At 71.9% G+C, this 17,681-nt stretch carries 13 protein-coding genes; 6 read left to right on the forward strand and 7 right to left on the reverse strand.

Annotation, left to right across the window (positions count from 1 at the left end):
• Positions 1-3: 3 nt before the first annotated feature.
• From ACO2TI_RS22235 to ACO2TI_RS22245, 3 genes are read right to left on the reverse strand one after another with little or no spacing between them, the layout of a single operon-like run.
• Entirely contained in the window at positions 4-411 is a 408-nt protein-coding gene (locus ACO2TI_RS22235) for a hypothetical protein (protein ID WP_423287577.1), read from the reverse strand.
• 48 nt (positions 412-459) lie between these two features.
• A complete protein-coding gene (locus ACO2TI_RS22240; protein ID WP_423287579.1) occupies positions 460-996 on the reverse strand; it encodes a disulfide bond formation protein B in 537 nt (178 codons plus the stop codon).
• Positions 993-1,457: a RidA family protein gene (locus ACO2TI_RS22245; RefSeq protein ID WP_423287581.1), complete on the reverse strand. Its 465-nt coding sequence runs from the start codon at positions 1,455-1,457 to the stop codon at positions 993-995. Before ACO2TI_RS22245 ends, ACO2TI_RS22240 begins: the two co-directional genes overlap by 4 nt.
• A 56-nt stretch (positions 1,458-1,513) precedes the next feature.
• Here ACO2TI_RS22245 and ACO2TI_RS22250 point away from each other — a divergent pair, with 56 nt between their 5' ends.
• The 6 genes from ACO2TI_RS22250 to ACO2TI_RS22275 all read left to right on the forward strand — a co-directional run bounded on the left by ACO2TI_RS22250 (position 1,514) and on the right by ACO2TI_RS22275 (position 13,619).
• Positions 1,514-4,021 carry a DNA internalization-related competence protein ComEC/Rec2 gene (locus tag ACO2TI_RS22250; protein WP_423287583.1) on the forward strand — a complete coding sequence of 836 codons (2,508 nt, stop codon included), beginning with the start codon at positions 1,514-1,516 and terminating at the stop codon, positions 4,019-4,021.
• A 27-nt stretch (positions 4,022-4,048) separates the two neighbouring features.
• A complete protein-coding gene (locus tag ACO2TI_RS22255) occupies positions 4,049-7,489 on the forward strand; it encodes a DUF2126 domain-containing protein (RefSeq protein WP_423287585.1) in 3,441 nt (1,146 codons plus the stop codon).
• 9 nt (positions 7,490-7,498) lie between these two features.
• Positions 7,499-10,126, forward strand: a complete 2,628-nt coding sequence (locus tag ACO2TI_RS22260) for a circularly permuted type 2 ATP-grasp protein (protein ID WP_423287587.1) — start codon at positions 7,499-7,501, stop codon at positions 10,124-10,126.
• A complete protein-coding gene (locus tag ACO2TI_RS22265) occupies positions 10,119-11,096 on the forward strand; it encodes a transglutaminase family protein (protein WP_423287589.1) in 978 nt (325 codons plus the stop codon). The genes ACO2TI_RS22260 and ACO2TI_RS22265 overlap by 8 nt, the downstream gene beginning before the upstream one ends.
• 23 nt (positions 11,097-11,119) lie before the next feature.
• Positions 11,120-12,562, forward strand: a complete 1,443-nt coding sequence (locus ACO2TI_RS22270; protein ID WP_423287591.1) for a circularly permuted type 2 ATP-grasp protein — start codon at positions 11,120-11,122, stop codon at positions 12,560-12,562.
• A gap of 100 nt (positions 12,563-12,662) precedes the next feature.
• The gene (locus tag ACO2TI_RS22275) at positions 12,663-13,619 is read left to right on the forward strand and encodes an alpha-E domain-containing protein (RefSeq protein ID WP_423287593.1); all 957 of its coding nucleotides are present in this window, start codon (positions 12,663-12,665) and stop codon (positions 13,617-13,619) included.
• 101 nt (positions 13,620-13,720) lie between these two features.
• Here the strand turns inward: ACO2TI_RS22275 and ACO2TI_RS22280 are convergent, their stop codons facing one another.
• The 4 genes from ACO2TI_RS22280 to ACO2TI_RS22295 all read right to left on the reverse strand — a co-directional run bounded on the left by ACO2TI_RS22280 (position 13,721) and on the right by ACO2TI_RS22295 (position 17,544).
• Positions 13,721-13,996, reverse strand: a complete 276-nt coding sequence (locus ACO2TI_RS22280) for a hypothetical protein (RefSeq protein WP_423287595.1) — start codon at positions 13,994-13,996, stop codon at positions 13,721-13,723.
• Between the two features lie 216 nt (positions 13,997-14,212).
• Complete coding sequence (locus ACO2TI_RS22285; protein ID WP_423287597.1) at positions 14,213-16,684, reverse strand: ATPase, T2SS/T4P/T4SS family; 2,472 nt, start codon at positions 16,682-16,684, stop codon at positions 14,213-14,215.
• A 93-nt stretch (positions 16,685-16,777) separates the two neighbouring features.
• Entirely contained in the window at positions 16,778-16,984 is a 207-nt protein-coding gene (locus ACO2TI_RS22290) for a zf-HC2 domain-containing protein (RefSeq protein ID WP_423287599.1), read from the reverse strand.
• Positions 16,981-17,544 (reverse strand): sigma-70 family RNA polymerase sigma factor, encoded by a 564-nt coding sequence (locus tag ACO2TI_RS22295; protein WP_423287601.1) that lies wholly within the window; start codon positions 17,542-17,544, stop codon positions 16,981-16,983. The genes ACO2TI_RS22290 and ACO2TI_RS22295 overlap by 4 nt, the downstream gene beginning before the upstream one ends.
• Between the last annotated feature and the right edge of the window lie 137 nt (positions 17,545-17,681).

Here is a 17,681-nt window from a genome sequence, read left to right on the forward strand (position 1 = left end):
GGCTCAGGCCCGGCGGCCTGCGCGCTTCGGCCGCTTGGCGCTTCGGGCCGGCGCGGCCTTCTGCGCCGGCTGGCGCGGCGCCGCGGCGGTCGGCGAGCGCGGATGACGCACCGGCGCGTCTTCGCCGGTGGCGTGCAGGCTCGGGCGCGGCGCGCTCGCCGCGGGCGGCACCGGCGCAGCCACCGGCGCGGACGCCTCGTTCGCCGGCCAGGACGGCCATGCCACGGTCATGTAGCGCCACCAGGCCTGCGTCGCCGCCGCCGCGTGGCGCCACATCTCGAGCTGGGTTTCGGCCAGGGCCTGCGGTGTCCAGGGACCGGTGACCCAGCTGGGCAGGTCGCTGGACGCGTCCAGCGTCGCGTCGCCCGGTCGGTGGCCTGGTGCGGGCCAGAACGGATGCCAGATCGTCATCGTCGCCTCCCGTCGAGTCGGGTCAGAGCGACCCACTCGGGCGAGAGCTTAGTGGATGCGCGCTCGCCTGGCAGAGAGGATCAACACCGCCGTGATGGAGATCAAGGCGAACAGCAGGCCGCTCCAGACCTCGAAGCCGAGGCCCAGCAGCTGGTAGCTCGCCGCCTCCATGCAGGTCGCGGTGACCTGGAACAGGAAGGGCAGCATCGTCTCGAGGCCGGTGACGAACAGGAAGCGGTCGGCCAGCGTCAGCGCGCAGCTCACGTCCTGAGACGCGACCTGGTGCTGGAACACCGCCGAGGCGATGCCGCCGAGCGCGAGCGCCAGCACCAGCACCGTGCTGGCCAGCGTGACCGGGCGCGAGCGCACCAGCCAGCCGATGCCCGCGACCAGCGCGATCGCCAGGTAGATCACGCGCTGGAAGATGCACCAGGGGCAGGGCTTCATCTCGAACACGTGCTGCGAGACCAGCGCCGCGCCGACGGCGCCCAGGCTGACGAGCGCGATCAAGGCCAGCACACCGCGCGGCAATCGGGCGAACACGCTGCCGTGGTGAACCGTAGCGCCATGTACCGTTGCCGTCATCCGCGGACCTCGGCAATCAGTTCGATTTCCACGCACGCACCGAGCGGAACCTGCGCAACGCCGAACGCGCTGCGCGCGTGCAGCCCGCGCTCGCCGAACACCTGGCCGATCAGCTCCGAGGCGCCGTTGGTCACCAGGTGCTGCTCGGTGTAGTCGGGCGTGCTGTTGACCAGGCTCATCAGCTTGACGATGCGCACCACGCGCTCGAGATCGCCATCGAGCGCCGCGGACAGCGTGCCCATCATGTCGATCGCCACGGCGCGCGCCGCCTGCTGGCCGGTCGCCGTATCGATGTTCTTGCCGAGCTGGCCGACCCAGGGCTTGCCTTCCTTCTTGGCGATGTGGCCGGACAGGAACACGAGGTTGCCGCTGCGCACGAAGGGCACGTAGGCCGCGGCGGGCACGGCCACCGGCGGCAGCACGATGCCCAGTTCGGACAGGCGTTGGGCGATCTGCGACATGGAGGTCTCCTGCAGGCAAGGGCGTCGGGGCGCGGAATCCTACACTGGCCCTCACCATGCGCATGGAGCTGCGGCTGCTGGCATTCGGGCTGGGGTTCGTGGCCGCGACGGCGCTGCAATTGCAGCAAGCCGAGCTGTGGGCCGTGCAGGCTTATCGATGGATGACGCTGGCCGGCGTCGGGTTCCTGACGCTGGGCTGGCGGCGGTCGCGCTGGTGGCTGCTCGCGTGGTCGGCGGCGCTGCTGTCGGGCGCCTTGCTCGGCGCCGGTCAGGCGGGTTGGCGCGCGCACGACCGGCTGTCGGAGCAGCTGCCGGCCGATCTCGAAGGGCGCGACCTCGTCGTCACCGGCGTGATCGACGGCCTGCCGCAGGAAGGCGCAGGGCGCTGGCGCTTTCGTTTCGAGATCGAATCAGCGCATCGGCAGGGCGATCCCACGGCCGAGGTGGCGCTGCCGCGGCTGGCGATGCTGGGCTGGTACGCGCAGGCCGATGGCTCCGGGCTTGCGGCGCTGCGCGCCGGCGAGCGCTGGCGCTTCACGGTGCGGCTCAAGCGGCCGCACGGCCTGGCCAACCCGCACGGCTTCGATCACGAGCTGTGGCTGTTCGAGCAGGGCGTGCGTGCCACCGGCTACGTGCGCCCAGCCTCGGGCGCGGCGCCGCGCCGGCTCGCCGGCGGCGTCGGCCATCCGGTCGACCGCGCGCGCCAGTGGGTGCGCGACGCGATCGCCGCGCGCGTGGCCGATGCGCGCGCCGCCGCGGTGCTGGCCGCGCTGGCGGTCGGCGAACAGGCGGCGATCGACCGCGACGACTGGGCGTTGTACCGGGACACGGCGGTCGCGCATCTGATGAGCATCAGCGGCGTGCACGTCACCATGTTCGCGTGGCTGGCCGGCGGCGCGATCGGCTGGGCCTGGCGTCGCAGCGAACGCGCGATGCTGCACTGCCCGGCGCCGACGGTCGCGCGCTGGGGCGGACTGGCCGCGGCGCTCGCCTATGCCGTGTTCGCCGGCTTCGGCGTGCCGGCGCAGCGCACCGTCGTGATGCTGGCCACGGCCGGCGTGCTGCGCGGCAGCGGCTTCGTCTGGCCTTGGCCGCTGGTGATGGGCGCCGCGGCGCTGGCGGTCACGGCCTTCGATCCCTGGGCGCTGCTGCAGCCTGGCTTCTGGCTCAGCTTCGGCGCGGTCGCGCTGCTGCTGGCTTCGGGCGAGTCGCGCGCCGCGGTGGCGGCGAGCAGCGGCCTCGACGACGCGCCGCGCTGGTCGGGCTTGCGCACGCGACTCGCGTCGCTGCTGGCCGGGGGCCTGCGCACGCAGCTCGTCGCGACGGTGGGCCTGGCGCCGCTGTCGCTGATCTGCTTCCAGCAGCTCTCGGGCCTGGGCTTCGTTGCCAACCTGGTCGCGATCCCGCTGGTCACGCTCGCGATCACGCCGCTGTCGCTGCTGGGCATCGGCGTGCCGCCGCTGTGGCCGCTCGCGGCCTGGCTGGTCGACGCGCTCAATGCCGCGCTCGCGCTGCTGCAGGCGCACGGCGGCGCGGTACTGATCGGCGTCGCGGCGGCGCCGCCCTGGGCCGTGGCCTGCGGGCTGCTCGGAGCGCTGCTGGCCATCGTACCGCTGCCGTGGGCGTTGCGCGGGCTGGCCGTGGTGTTCGTGCTGCCGCTGGCGATGCCGCCGATCGAGCGCGTCGCACCGGGCGAGCTGAGCGTGCTCGCCGCCGACGTGGGGCAGGGCACCGCGGTGCTGTTGCGCACCGCCGACCACGCGCTGCTCTACGACGCCGGGCCGCAGTACTCGCGCGAGGCCGACGCCGGCGAGCGCGTGCTGCGCCCGCTGCTGCGCGCCCTCGGCGTCGTGCGGCTCGACGCCATGATGCTGAGCCACCGCGACAACGACCACACCGGCGGCGCTCGCGCGCTGCTCGATGCTGTGCCGATCCAGCGCTTGTCGAGCTCGCTCGAAGCCGCGCATCCGCTGCTGGCGCTGGCCCGCGAGCGCGGAGCGCAGGTCGAGCGCTGCGAGAGCGGACGGCGCTGGCAATGGGACGGCGTCGCGTTCGAGCTGCTGCATCCCGGTGCCGAGCGGCTCGACGCGGCCCAAGGCCGCCCGAACGCGCGTTCCTGCGTGCTGGCCGTCACCGCCGCGAACGGCCGTCGCGTGCTGCTCACCGGCGACATCGAGCGCGCCGAGGAAGCCGCGCTGCGCGAGCGCGTGCCGCCCGAGGCGCTGCGCGCCGACGTGCTGCTCGTGCCGCACCACGGCAGCCGCACCTCGTCGAGCGATGACTTCCTGGACGCGGTGCGCCCCGATGTGGCCGTTGTGCAGGCCGGCTACCGCAACCGCTTCGGTCATCCGGCGGCTGAGGTCACCGACCGCTATCGCCGGCGCGGCATCTCGCTCGTCGAGACCGCGCGCTGCGGCGCCTGGCGGATCGACGCGCAAGGGCCGCGCTGCGAGCGTGCGCTGTCACGGCGCTACTGGCACCATCCGCAATGGCAGGACGGCCTGGGAGCGGGTCCGAGGGCCGATGGCTTGGAAGTTGCTATCCCCGTGGAAGACCAGCCCTGACGGGCGCCACCTCGCAAGGAGCCTGCGTTGGCCATTCATGTCGCGCTGAACCACGTCACGCACTACCGCTACGACCGCCGCGTGACGCTGTCGCCGCAGGTGGTGCGCCTGCGGCCCGCGCCGCACTGCCGCACGCCGATCCTGAGCTACTCGCTGCGCGTCGAGCCGGCGCAGCACTTCATCAACTGGCAGCAGGACCCGTTCGCCAACCACCTCGCGCGCCTGGTGTTCCCCGAGCCGACCACCGAGTTCAAGGTCACGGTCGACCTGGTGGCCGAGATGTCGGTCTTCAATCCGTTCGATTTCTTCCTCGAGCCCGAGGCGGAGCACTTCCCGTTTCGCTACACGCCGGAGCTGGCGCACGAGCTCGCGCCCTATCTCGCGAAGCAGCGCCTGGGCGAGGACACGCCGCGGCTGGCGGCCTTCCTGGCCGGCGTATCGCTCGAGCGCCAGCGCACGATCGACTTCCTGGTCGGGCTCAACCAGCGCCTGCAGCACGAGATCCGCTACCTGATCCGCATGGAGCCCGGCGTGCAGACGCCGGAGCGCACGCTCGAGCTGGGCTGCGGCTCCTGCCGCGACACCGGCTGGCTGCTGGTGCAGCTGCTGCGCCATTGCGGGCTCGCGGCGCGCTTCGTGTCCGGCTACCTGATCCAGCTCAAGCCCGACGTGAAGTCGCTCGACGGCCCCTCGGGCACCGAGGTCGACTTCACCGACCTGCATGCCTGGTGTGAGGTCTACCTCCCCGGCGCCGGCTGGATCGGCCTCGACCCGACCTCGGGCCTGCTGGCCGGCGAAGGCCACATCCCGGTCGCCTGCTCGCCGGAGCCCGCAAGCGCCGCGCCGATCACCGGCGCGGTCGACAAGAGCGAGGTGCAGTTCGAGCACCACATGTCGGTCACGCGCATCCACGAGTCGCCGCGCGTCACCAGGCCCTATGACGAGCTGCAATGGCAGCGCATCGACGCGCTCGGGCGCCTGGTCGACGACCAGCTCGCGGTGCAGGACGTGCGCCTCACGCAAGGCGGCGAGCCGACCTTCGTCTCGGCCGACGACCGCGACGGCGCCGAATGGAACACCGACGCGCTCGGCCCCACCAAGCGCGGCCTTGCGACCGATCTCGTGATGCGCCTGCGCGCCAAGTACGGCCAGGGCGGCTTCCTGCACTTCGGCCAGGGCAAGTGGTACCCGGGCGAGCAGCTGCCGCGCTGGGCGCTGTCGATCTGCTGGCGCGCCGACGGCCAGCCGTGCTGGCTCGATCCCACGCTGTTCGCCGACGAGCGCACGCCCGGCGGCCATGACGAAACCGATGCCCGCGCCTTCATCGACCTGCTGACGCGCAAGCTGGGCCTGGCCACCGACCACATCCGTGCCGGCTACGAGGACACCTGGTACTACCTCTGGCGCGAGCGGCACCTGCCGGTCAACGTCGACCCGTTCGACGCGCGCCTCGATGACGAGCTCGAGCGAGAACGCCTGCGCAAGGTGTTCTCGCAAGGGCTCGACAAGGTCGTCGGCTGGCTGCTGCCGATCAAGCGCGAGCCCGGCGCGCCCGGCCTGGCCGGCGCGCGCTGGACCACCGGCCCCTGGTTCGTGCGCGACGAGCGCCTCTACCTCGTGCCTGGCGACTCGCCGATGGGCTATCGCCTGCCGCTCGACTCGCTGCCCTGGGTCGCGAAGAGCGACTACCCGCACCTGATCGAGCAGGACCCGTTCGCGCCGCGCGCGCCGCTGCGCGCGCTGTCGGCGCTGCGCGCGCAGGTGGCCGCGCGCGGCGCCGCGCTCGACCAGGGCGATGGCGCGGCGCTGGAGCGCGAGATGCCGCTGGGCGCGGTGTCGGCTTTCGCGCCGCTGCCGGATGGCGTTGGCGCCTCTGATGCCGGTCGCGACCGGGACCGCCAGCCGGCGCGCTTCGAATCGGCCGCATGGATCACGCGCACGGCGCTGTGCGTCGAGGCGCGCGGCGGCGTGCTCTACGTCTTCATGCCGCCGCTGGCCGCGCTGGACGACTATCTCGAACTGCTCGCCGCCGTGGAGGCCACCGCGACGGCGCTGGGCGTCAAGATCGTGCTGGAGGGCTACCCGCCGCCGCGCGATCCGCGCCTGAAGCTGCTGCAGGTCACGCCCGACCCGGGCGTCATCGAGGTCAACATCCATCCGGCGGCCGACTGGGACGAGCTGGTCGACCACACCGAGTTCCTCTACGAGGCCGCGCACGCCTCGCGCCTGACGACCGACAAGTTCATGCTCGACGGGCGCCACACCGGCACCGGCGGCGGCAACCACATCGTGCTCGGCGCCGCGACGCCCGCCGACAGCCCCTTCCTGCGCCGGCCCGACCTGCTCGCCAGCCTGATCACCTTCTGGCACAACCATCCGAGCTTGAGCTACCTGTTCTCGGGCCTGTTCATCGGCCCGACGAGCCAGGCGCCGCGCGTCGACGAAGCGCGCAACGACCAGGTCTACGAGCTCGAGATCGCGCTCCATGAACTGGAGCGCCAGCAGGGCCAGTGGCTCGCCGCCGGCGGCGTCGCGCCGTGGCTTGTGGACCGCGCGCTGCGCAACCTGCTGATCGACGTCACCGGCAACACGCATCGCGCCGAGTTCTGCATCGACAAGCTCTACTCGCCCGACGGCCCGACCGGCCGGCTCGGCCTGCTGGAGCTACGCGCCTTCGAGATGCCGCCGCATGCGCGCATGAGCCTGGCGCAGCAGCTGCTGTTGCGCGCGCTGGTGGCCTGGTTCTGGCGCCAGCCCTACCGCGGCCGCGGCGCGACGCGGCTCACGCGCTGGGGCACCGAGCTGCACGACCGCTTCCTGCTGCCGACCTTCGTCAAGATGGACTTCGACGACGTGCTGGCCGAGTTGCGCGAAGCCGGCTTCACGTTCGAGGACGCCTGGTTCGCGCCGCACTTCGAGTTCCGCTTTCCCTTCGTCGGCCAGCTCTCGGTGGGCGGCATCCATCTGACGCTGCGCGCCGCGCTGGAGCCCTGGCACGTGATGGGCGAGGAGGGCGCGATCGGCGGCACCGTGCGCTATGTCGACTCCTCGCTCGAGCGCCTCGAGGTGCATGCCAGCGGCCTCAACGGCAACCGCCACGTCGTCACCGTCAACGGCATCGCGGTGCCGCTGCAGCCCACCGGCCGCGTCGGCGAGGCGGCCTGCGGCGTTCGCTATCGCGCCTGGCAGCCGCCCTCGGCGCTGCACCCGACGATCGGCGTGCACGCGCCCTTGACCTTCGACGTCGTCGACACCTGGATGCGGCGTTCGCTCGGGGGCGGTCGCTATCATGTCGCGCATCCCGGCGGTCGCAACTACGACACGTTCCCGGTCAACGCCTACGAGGCCGAGAGCCGGCGGCTGGCGCGCTTCTTCACCATCGGGCACACGCCCGGTCCGATGGACGTGGCGCCGGCACAGGCCAGTCGCGAACTGCCGTTCACGCTCGATTTGCGGCGCTCCTCGTAACGTGGCCTTGTGCTGAATTCCCAGTTCGAACTCGACCCCGACCGCGACCCGGCCGCCGAAGCCCTGCGCGCCGCGGTCGCGGCCGCATTGCCGGCCACCCCCGGCCACTACGACGAACTGCGCAGCGGATGCGAGCTGCGCGCGCCGTGGGCGCGCTTTTTCGCCTTGCTGGGCGCCGAGGGCCTGGGTGATCTCGACCGCCGTGCCGAGCAGGCGGCGCAGCAGGTGCGCCACAACGGCATCACGCACAACGTCTATGCCGAAGGCGACCCGGCCGCCGGCGCCGACCGGCCCTGGCCGCTGCGCGTGCTGCCGTTCCTGATCGAGCCGCACGAGTGGGCCGGGATCGAGGCCGGCGTGCGCCAGCGCGCGGCGCTGCTCGACGCGATGGCCGCCGACGTCTACGGCGAGCAGCGCCTGCTGCGCGAAGGCCTGCTGCCGCCGGCGCTGGTGTTCGGTCACCCCGGCTACCTGCGGCCGCTGCAAGGCGCCGGCGTGCCGGGCGGCGTGCGGCTGCACGTGGTCGCCTTCGACCTCGCGCGCGGGCCCGATGGGCAATGGTGCGTGGTCTCGCAGCGCACCCAGGCGCCGTCCGGTCTCGGCTATCTGCTAGAGAACCGGCTGATCGTCTCGCGCCTGTACCCCGAGGCCTACCGAGAACTGCGCGTCCAGCACCTGGCATCGGCCTACCGGCGCATGCTCGACACGCTGCACAGCCTTGCCGAGCCGATCGCGCGCGCCGCCGGCGACGGCGCGCCGCAGCTCGCGCTGTGGACACCCGGCCCCTACAGCGAAACCTACTTCGAGCACACCTACCTCGCGCGCTACCTCGGCCTGCCGCTGGTCGAAGGGGCGGATCTCAGCGTGCGCGGCGAGCGCCTCTACCTGAAGACGGTGCAGGGCCTGCAGCCGGTGCACGGCCTGCTGCGCCGGCTCGACGACGCCTGGTGCGATCCGCTCGAGCTGCGCCCCGACTCCGCGCTCGGCGTGCCGGGCCTGCTGCAGGTGCTGCGCGCACAGCAGGTGGTGATGGCCAACGCGCTCGGCGCCGGCTTCCTCGAATCGCCCGCGGTGCACGGCTTCATGCCGGCGATCGCGCTGGCGCTGCAGGGCCAGCCGCTGGCGCTGCCGACAATCGAGACTTGGTGGTGCGGCGAAGCGGCGGTGTGGGAGCAGGTGCGCGGCGACCTCGCCGGCGCCGTGGTGCGGCCCGCCTTCCACGGCGCCGATCCGGGCGGACCGCGCGACGCCGTGATCATGGCCACGCAATCGCCTGCAGAGCGCGTGCGGCTGGCCGCGCGCATCGCGCAGCAGCCCGAGGCCTATGCGGTGCAGCGCTACCTGCCGTTCTCGCAGGCGCCGGTGTGGGACGAGGCGCACCTCAGGCCGCGCAGCGCGCTGCTGCGCGTCTACGCGATCGCCGACGGCGCCGGCGACTGGCAGGTGCTGCCCGGCGGCCTGACCCGCACGGCGACGCGCGACGCGTATTTCGTCTCGATGCAGCGCGGCGGCACGAGTCTCGACACCTGGGTGATGACCGACGGCCCGGTCGACACCTACTCGATGCTGCCGCAGCGCCTGCGGCCCGAACAGCTCGCCGGCCACCGCTGGCCGGTCGCCAGCCGCACCGCCGAGAACCTGTTCTGGATGGGCCGCTACACCGAGCGCACCGAGCACCTGGTGCGCCTCGCGCTGGCGACTGCCGACCTGATCGACGACGACGACGATGCCGCGCCCGCGGTGCTCGAGGCGGTGTCGCAGCTGGCCGAGGCGAGCGGCCTGGCGCCGCCGGGCGTGCCCTCGCTGGCGCAGGCGCCGCGCGTGTTCGAGCGCGCGGTCGTCGCCGCGCTGGGCGATGCCGACGGCGCGGCCAGCGGCGCGACCAGCATTGCCTACAACCTCGCGGCCCTGTCGCGCAGCGCCAATGCCTTGCGCGAGCGGCTCTCGACCGAGCACGGCCGCCTGGTGCGCGCGATGCGCGAGGACTTCCAGCGCGATGTCGCGCGCGTGGCCGGCGCGTTCCCGGCTTCGGCGGGCTTTGCCGCCACCGAGCTGCTCGACGCGCTCGAGCACCTGGCCGGCCAGCTCGCCGCGGTCACCGGCGCGCAGACCGACCGCATGACGCGCGATGACGGCTGGCGGCTGTTGACCATCGGGCGCCTGACCGAGCGACTGATCGCGATGGCGACCACGCTGCGCGAGTTCGTCGCGCGCGGCGCGCTGGCGCATGCGCAGGGCTTCGACATGCTGCTCACGCTGTTCGACAGCACGATCACCTTCCGCGCGCGCCACCACGGCCGCCAGGAGCTGCTCGCGCTGCTCGACCTGCTGGTGGCCGACGAGGCCAACCCGCGCGCGCTGGCCTGCACGCTGCGCCGGCTGCGCACCGAGCTGCGCAAGCTGCCGGCCGCGTCGGGACCGATCGAAGGCCTGCTCGCCCTGCTGCCGCAAGAAGGCGCCGGCGCGACGCTCGCCGAGCTGGGCACGGATCTCGGCGCCGACGGCTTCGTCGTCGACGATGCGCGCGTCGTCGCGCTGTGCGACCGGCTGGCCGAGGCCGGCGCGCGGCTGTCCGACGAGATCGGGCGGCGTTACTTCGCGCTGGCGGCCGGCGACGAAAGGCACCTGTATGCCTGAGGTCGATCGGGCCGAGGACCGCGTGCTGCTCGACGTCGTCCACGAAACCGGCTATCGCTACGCCAGCCCGGTCGAGCTGTCGCAGCACATCGCCCATTTGCGTCCGCGCGAGGACGCGTGCTGCCAGCGTCTGCTCGGCTTCGAGATGAGCGTGGACCCGCCGCCCAGCCACCACGCCAGCGACGTCGACGGCTTCGGCAACCATCGCGCGGTGTTCTCGATGGCCTACGCGCACGACCACCTGCTGGTGCGCGCGACCAGCCGCGTCGAGGTGCGACCGCAGCCGCCGCTCGACGCCTCGCCGCCGTGGGAGCTGGCGCGCGAGCGCTGGCGCTTTCGCGCCGGCGCCGCCTACGACGAGGCGGCCGCGTTTCGATTTGCCTCGCCGCAGGTCGGCGCCGCGGCGCTGGCCGATCCCGGACTGCGCGCCTTCGCGCTGGCCTCGTTCACGCCCGGGCGGGCCCTGCACGAGGCGGCGACCGAGCTGATGCACCGGGTGCACGCGGCGATCCGCTACGTGCCGCAAAGCACTACCGTCAGCACGCCGGTGCTGGAGGTGTTCGCGCAGCGCCGCGGCGTCTGCCAGGACCAGGCGCACCTGATGATCGCGCTGCTGCGCTCGCTGGGGCTCGCGGCGCGCTACGTCAGCGGCTACCTTCGCACCGAGCCGGCCGGCGCGCCACCGCGCCTGCTGGGCGCCGACGCCTCGCACGCCTGGGTGGCCCTGGCCTGCCCGGCGGCCAGCGGCGGGGACGGCAGCGCCGAAGCGGTGCGCTGGCTCGAACTGGACGCCACCAACGACCGGCTCGCCGGCACCGATCACGTGCGCGTGGCCTGGGGGCGCGACTTCACCGACGTGACGCCGCTGGCCGGCGTGATCCGCGGCGGCGGCGCGCACACCCTCTCGGTGCGTGTGAGCACTCAGGAAGTGCCCCAGGCCATGCACCCGATGGGCACAATCCCTGCATAGCCCCGGCATCCTCGTTCAGCACCATGACGAAGTCACATCCCTACGACGAGATGCACGCCAGCAGCGCGCGGGTGCGCGAGCACTACGCGTCGTACGACCGCTGGCTCGCCAAGCAGCCGCGCGAGCTGATGAAGAGCCGGCGCGAGGAGGCGGAGGTGATCTTCCGCCGCGTGGGCATCACCTTCGCCGTCTACGGCGCCAAGGACGAAGACGGCGCCGGCACCGAGCGGCTGATCCCCTTCGACCTGATCCCGCGCATCATCCCGGCCGCCGAGTGGCGCGAGATGGAGCGCGGGCTCAAGCAGCGCGTGACTGCGCTCAACCGCTTCCTGCACGACGTCTACCACGGCCAGGAGATCCTCAAGGCCGGCGTGATCCCGCCCGAGCAGGTGATGGCCAACGCGCAGTTCCGGCCCGAGATGATGAACGTCGACGTGCCGTTCGACGTCTACTCGCACATCGCCGGCATCGACATCGTGCGCGCCGGCCAGCCCGACGGCAGCGGCACCTACTACGTGCTCGAGGACAACCTGCGCGTACCCAGCGGCGTGAGCTACATGCTCGAGAACCGCAAGATGCTGATGCGGCTGTTCCCCGAGCTGTTCTCGCAGCATCGCGTCGCGCCGGTCGCGCACTACCCCGACCTGCTGCTCGACACGCTGCGCGCGGTCGCGCCGGTGGGCGTCAACGATCCGACCGTGGTGGTGCTGACGCCCGGCATGTACAACTCGGCCTACTTCGAGCACGCCTTCCTCGCGCAGCAGATGGGCGTGGAGCTGGTCGAGGGCGCGGACCTGTTCGTCAAGGACGGCTTCGTCTACATGCGCACGACGCAGGGGCCGCGCCGCGTCGACGTGATCTACCGCCGCGTCGACGATGACTTCCTCGATCCGCTGGCCTTCCGCAAGGACTCGACCCTGGGCTGTGCCGGCCTGCTCGACGTCTACCGCGCCGGCAACGTGACGCTGTCCAACGGCATCGGCACCGGGGTCGCCGACGACAAGTCGATCTACCCCTATGTGCCCAAGATGATCGAGTTCTACCTTGGCGAGAAGCCCATCCTGCAGAACGTGCCGACCTACCTGTGCCGCGAGGACGAGGACCTCAAGTACGTGCTGGCGCACCTGGGCGAGCTGGTCGTCAAGGAGGTGCACGGCGCCGGCGGCTACGGCATGCTGGTCGGCCCGGCCGCGAGCAAGGCCGAGATCGAGGCCTTCCGCGCCCAGCTGGTCGCCAACCCGACCAACTACATCGCGCAGCCGACGCTGAGCCTGTCGACCTGCCCGACCTTTGTCGAGTCGGGCGTCGCGCCGAGGCACATCGACCTGCGGCCCTTCGTGCTGTCGGGCAAGACGGTGCAGATGGTGCCGGGCGGGCTGACGCGCGTGGCGCTGAAGGAAGGGTCTCTGGTCGTCAACTCCTCCCAGGGGGGCGGCACCAAGGACACCTGGGTGCTCGAAGCATGAGTGCCCCCACGCTCACTGCGTTCGCTGCCCCCCGAGGGGACCGGCCGGCCTTGGGGCGGCCCGGCGGCCGGCCGGGCGCGGTTGAAGGGAGACTCTGAAAATGCTTTCGCGCACCGCCGACCACCTGTTCTGGATGGCCCGCTACACCGAGCGCGCGGAGAACACCGCCCGCATGCTCGACGTGAACTACCAGACCGCGCTGCTGCCGCAGTCGAGCGAGGCGGCCGAGCAGGGCTGGCGCGGCCTGCTGTCGATCTCCGAGCTGACGCACGACTTCAAGCGCAAGCACGACCGGATCACGCCGGCCGCGGTGATGGAGTTCATGGTCAGCGACGAGTCCAATCCCTCGTCGATCCATTCCTGCCTGCGCGCGGCGCGCGAGAACGCGCGCGCGGTGCGCGGCGCGCTGACCACCGAGGTCTGGGAGACCGCCAACACGACCTGGCTGGAGTTCAAGCGCCTGCTCGCCAGCGGCGCCTTCCAGCGCGATCCGGGCGAGTTCTTCGAGTGGGTCAAGTTCCGCTCGCACCTCTCGCGCGGGGTCACGCTGGGCACCATGCTGCAGGACGAGGCCTTTCACTTCCTGCGCATCGGCACCTTCCTCGAGCGCGCCGACAACACCGCGCGCCTGCTCGACGTGAAATACCACGCCGCCAACAGCGAGTTCTTCGGTGCCGGCCAGCAGCGAGACCAGCTCGAGGTCGACTTCTATCACTGGAGCGCGGTGCTGCGCTCGGTGTCCGGCTTCGAGGTCTACCGCAAGGTCTACCGCAACGTGATCCGCCCGGAGAAGGTGGCCGAGCTGCTGATCCTGCGGCCGGACATGCCGCGCTCATTGCTGGCCTGCCTGAACGAGTTGTGCGCCAACCTCGGCACGGTGGGCAACGAGCAAAGCCACGAGACCTTGCGGCGTTGCGGGCGGCTGCGCTCTGATCTTCAGTACGGCCGCATCGACGAGATCCTCGCGACCGGCCTGCACGCCTTCCTGACGCAGTTCCTGGACCGCGTGAACGACCTCGGCCGCGGCATCAGCCGCGACTTCCTCGTCGCGGCCTGAACGACGCCCCCACGCTTGCGGCTTTGCCGCTGCGCTGCCCCGAGGGGGCTGGCCGGGATTGGGCCGGCCCGGCGCCCGGCCGTCCGCCGTCTGCCGTCCGGTTAACGGCGCAACGGCGCGGGTCGGCTCGCGTCGGGGAAGGGCGCGTCCTGCTCGTCGAGCGCGGCTTCCCATTCGCCCCAGGTGCTGTCTTGCACCTCCAGGCCGTCGAGCTCGCTTTCGGTGGCCTCCTCGGCATCGGCCTCGGACGTCGGTGCCGGCGGTTGCAGCTCGTTCGAGGGAGACGGGGACGGAGCAGGGGCGCCGACGAGTTCCTGCATCAGCAGCGCTGCCAGGTTGTTCTCCGCCGCGGCGACCGCGGGGTCTGGCAACGGCATGGGTCGCGATCGCTTGCTCATGTCGATGAATGCCGGGCACGACGCTCGTGCGGCGCGGACGATGGCCTGCAACGTCCCGCATTGTGAAGGGATCAGGCCAAAAGAGCGACGGATGCAGTCCATCGCGGGCCGCCGATCGTGGCATGCCGACCACGCGTCCGAAGAATCCCGCGGCTGCGGGCCTCGTTCGGCGGGCGCGACGGACCGTGCGCGAGCTCAGACGTTGCTGGTCGCGCGCACCTCGTCGATCGTCGTCAGGCCTTGCAGCACCTTGTCGATGCCGTCCTGGCGCAAGGTGGCCATGCCTTCGGCCAACGCGCAGCGCTGCAGCTCCTCGGCACGCGCGCCGGTCTGGATGAGTCGGCGCAGCGGGCGGCTGATCGGCATCAGCTCGTGGATGCCGGTGCGTCCGGCGAAGCCGGTGCCGTTGCAGTGGGGGCAGCCCGGACTTTCGAAGCGGCGCAGCCGGCCGTCGCGGCCGTGCGCGGCGAGCCAGCGCAGGCGCTGCGGCTCGCGCGCGGTGGCGGCCTCGTCGGGTGGCAGCACCGACAGGTCGTCGTCGAGCAGTTCGTCGACCTCGGCCTCGGTCATCGGTCGCTCTGTGCGGCACGAGGGGCACAGCTTGCGCACCAGGCGCTGCGCGACCACCAGCAGCAGCGCGTCGGCGAAGTTGAACGGGTCCATGCCCATGTCGAGCAGCCGCGTCACCGTCTCGGGCGCGCTGTTGGTGTGCAGCGTCGAGAGCACCAGGTGGCCGGTCAGCGAGGCTTCGATCGCAGTGCGCGCGGTCTCGCGGTCGCGCACCTCGCCGACCATGATCACGTCCGGGTCGGCGCGCAGGAAGGCGCGCAGCGCCTTCTCGAAGGTCCAGTCGATCTTGGCGTTGACCTGCACCTGGCGCAGGCCCGGCTGCGTGATCTCGATCGGGTCCTCGGCGGTCCAGATCTTCCGCTCGGGCACGTTGATGTGGCTGAGCGCCGAGTGCAGCGTGGTGGTCTTGCCCGAGCCGGTCGGGCCGACGCACAGCACCAGGCCGTAGGGCCGCTCGACCGCCGACTTCAGCCGCGCGACGTTGACCTCGTTCATGCCCAGGCGGTCCAGCGGCACCGGCCGCGCCGAGGTGAGCAGGCGCATCACCACATCTTCCAGGCCGTTGGCGGTGGGGATCGTGGCGACGCGCAGTTCGACGCGATGCGCGGCCGAGAACTTGGCGAAGTTGATCTTGCCGTCCTGCGGCTTGCGGCGCTCGGAGATGTCGAGGTCGCACATGATCTTCAGTCGACCGATCAGCGCGGCACGGTAGGTGTGCGGCAGCTCCAGGTAGGGCCGCAACTGGCCGTCCTTGCGAAAGCGGATCTTGACCTTCTGCCGCCCCGCGTGGCTCTCGATGTGGATGTCGCTCACGCCTTGCTGGATGGCTTCGACGATCATCGTGTTGACCAGCCGCACCAGCGAGTTGTCGCTTTGCTCGATGGCCTGCTCGTCGTCGGCGCGTTCGGCGCCTTCGCGCTCGAGGTGCTCGATCAGCTTGCCGGCGTCCCAGGTCTGGACCTCGGCCGCGGCGGTGTCGACCTCGGCGCCGATGCGCGCATAGGCCTCGGCCAGCGTCGTGGCGAGTTCCGGCTGGCGCGCCAGCACGGGCACGGCCTTGCATTGCGTGGCGAACTCGATCTGCTCCACCGACTGCCGCCGGCTCGGGTCCTCCAGCGCGACGACGATGGTGCCGTCGCGCAGCAGCAGCGGCAGCGCTCCCGCGCGCGCGGCCACGCTGTAGGGCAGCTTGCGTAGCGCCTCGGGCTCGATCGGAAAGGCCACCACGTCGACCAGCGGGTAGCCCATCTTGCGTGCCAGCGCGGTCTGGAGGTCCTGGCGCGAGATGCGACCCAGGCGCACCAGCAGCTCGCCGATCGGCACGCTGCGGTCGGCCTTCTGCTGCTCCAGCGCCTCGTCGAGCTGCGCCGACGTCACCAGGCCCAGCGCGACCAGCGCTTCGCCGATGCGCACCATCGGCATCCGGCCCTGCTGCTCGATCGCGGTGACGAGCTGCTCGGGCGTGACCACTTGGCGCGCCAGCAGCAGGTCGCCGAGCCTGCGCTCGCGCAGGCGCTGCTGCTCCTGCGCGGCCTGCTCGACGGCCTCTGCGCTGGTGGCGCGCGCGGCCACAAGAAGTTCGCCCACCCGCGGGCCGACCTCGAACGCGGCGATCTGCTCGCGCGGCACGAACAGGCGCGTCACGCGGCCCGCGGCGCAATCGGTCACGGGCGGGAACAGGAACAGGCCCGCGGGCGTCTCGACGTGGCCGACGGTTTCGCCACGGCGCTCGCCGCCGTCGATGAGCTTGAGGCGAAACGCGCTGCAGGGACGGTGGTCCAGCAGCCGGGCATGCGGGTCGGGGGCCGCCGCGCTGCGCGGCGCCACCGGGTCGGTGAGGGTGAGCGTGCGGAACTGGCCGAAGCGCAGGGTCACGGTCGTGCGCGCCTTCGGCAGCTGCACGTTGGCGAATCCCTGCAACGGCTCGAACTGGATCAGCTGGCCCTGGGCGCAATGGCCGTTGACGCCCTCGAACTGGCAGGCTTGCGGGCCGGCGGCCGGGCGATCCGGCGCATAGGCGGCGAACGGCGGTGTGGGCCACGCCCAGGCGTCACCGGCGGCGAGCTCGGCGGGTGCAGGCGTGGACAGGTCGCTCATGCGGGAATCATCGGCCGATACGCGCGCAGCTTGAGTCCCCTGAACGTGGTCCGGCCGACGAAGAAGGCGCCGGCGCGGCCGTGGCCGGCCGGCTCAATCGTCCGCAGGACGCTCCACGTAGCCGCGCCAGCGGTCCATCGCGCGGTCCATCAGCTCGATCTGGCGCGCGAAGCGCGGGCAGGCGTCGCACGCCGCCAGATGCAGGCGCAGCACCAGCCGCGTGCCCAGCGGCAGCTCGCGATCGAGCCTCGCCGTGATCAGGCGGGCCGATTCCTGGCAGCTGATGCGAAAGAACTTCATTGACGTGCGCCGAACCAGTTGAGCTGCAGGCATTCGCGCAGCCGCAGCCGCGCACGGTGCAGCATCACCCACAGGTTGGTCGAGGTAATGCCCAGCTCCTTACAGATCTCGTCGGTCTCGAGTTCCAGCCACTCGCGCATCAGGAACACGCGGCCGAGCTGGTTGGGCAGCTTCTCGACGCAGGCGTCGAGCACCACGACGAACTGGCGCTCGCCGAGGCTGGCTTCGGGATTGCCCCAGTCGGCCGGCAGCTCGGCGAAGTGGCCGGTGGCGTCGAACAGCGCGTTCTCGAGGGCCTCGCTGCCGTCCTCGTCGGTGTCGCAGGCCAGGCGCGTCTCGCGCGTCTGGCGGCGCAGCTGGTCGACGATCTTGTGCTTGAGGATGCCGATCAGCCAGGTCAGCGGCTGCGCGCGTCCGGCAAAGGCCTCGGGCTTCTCCAGCGCGGCCAGCAGCGTCTCCGAGACCGCGTCCTCGGCCCAGGCGTCGTTGCGCAGCTGCATGCGCGCGTAGCGCAGCAGCCGCGGCCGGAAGGCATCGAGCGAAGCGGTGGCGGGACTCATCGGCAGGAATCTTCGATGCGCGAGTGTAAGGACCGCGCGCTGGTCCCGACACACCGGCATCGGCGCGTGCACCGCTTGCCTTGCGGGCCACGCGGCGATGCCGCGGTGCACCGGCACCGCGGTGCCCATCAACGATT

The sequence above is a fragment of the Caldimonas sp. KR1-144 genome, from assembly GCF_049446155.1.
GTDB lineage: Bacteria > Pseudomonadota > Gammaproteobacteria > Burkholderiales > Burkholderiaceae_C > Rivibacter.

What these genes read in the sequence shown, in the direction of transcription:
- ACO2TI_RS22235 (WP_423287577.1), bottom strand. Translation starts at nt 411, where the DNA reads ATGACGATCTGGCATCCGTTCTGGCCCGCACCAGGCCACCGACCGGGC.
- ACO2TI_RS22240 (WP_423287579.1), bottom strand. Translation starts at nt 996, where the DNA reads ATGACGGCAACGGTACATGGCGCTACGGTTCACCACGGCAGCGTGTTC.
- ACO2TI_RS22245 (WP_423287581.1), bottom strand. Translation starts at nt 1,457, where the DNA reads ATGTCGCAGATCGCCCAACGCCTGTCCGAACTGGGCATCGTGCTGCCG.
- ACO2TI_RS22250 (WP_423287583.1), top strand. Translation starts at nt 1,514, where the DNA reads ATGCGCATGGAGCTGCGGCTGCTGGCATTCGGGCTGGGGTTCGTGGCC.
- ACO2TI_RS22265 (WP_423287589.1), top strand. Translation starts at nt 10,119, where the DNA reads ATGCCTGAGGTCGATCGGGCCGAGGACCGCGTGCTGCTCGACGTCGTC.
- ACO2TI_RS22270 (WP_423287591.1), top strand. Translation starts at nt 11,120, where the DNA reads ATGACGAAGTCACATCCCTACGACGAGATGCACGCCAGCAGCGCGCGG.
- ACO2TI_RS22275 (WP_423287593.1), top strand. Translation starts at nt 12,663, where the DNA reads ATGCTTTCGCGCACCGCCGACCACCTGTTCTGGATGGCCCGCTACACC.
- ACO2TI_RS22280 (WP_423287595.1), bottom strand. Translation starts at nt 13,996, where the DNA reads ATGCCGTTGCCAGACCCCGCGGTCGCCGCGGCGGAGAACAACCTGGCA.
- ACO2TI_RS22285 (WP_423287597.1), bottom strand. Translation starts at nt 16,684, where the DNA reads ATGAGCGACCTGTCCACGCCTGCACCCGCCGAGCTCGCCGCCGGTGAC.
- ACO2TI_RS22290 (WP_423287599.1), bottom strand. Translation starts at nt 16,984, where the DNA reads ATGAAGTTCTTTCGCATCAGCTGCCAGGAATCGGCCCGCCTGATCACG.
- ACO2TI_RS22295 (WP_423287601.1), bottom strand. Translation starts at nt 17,544, where the DNA reads ATGAGTCCCGCCACCGCTTCGCTCGATGCCTTCCGGCCGCGGCTGCTG.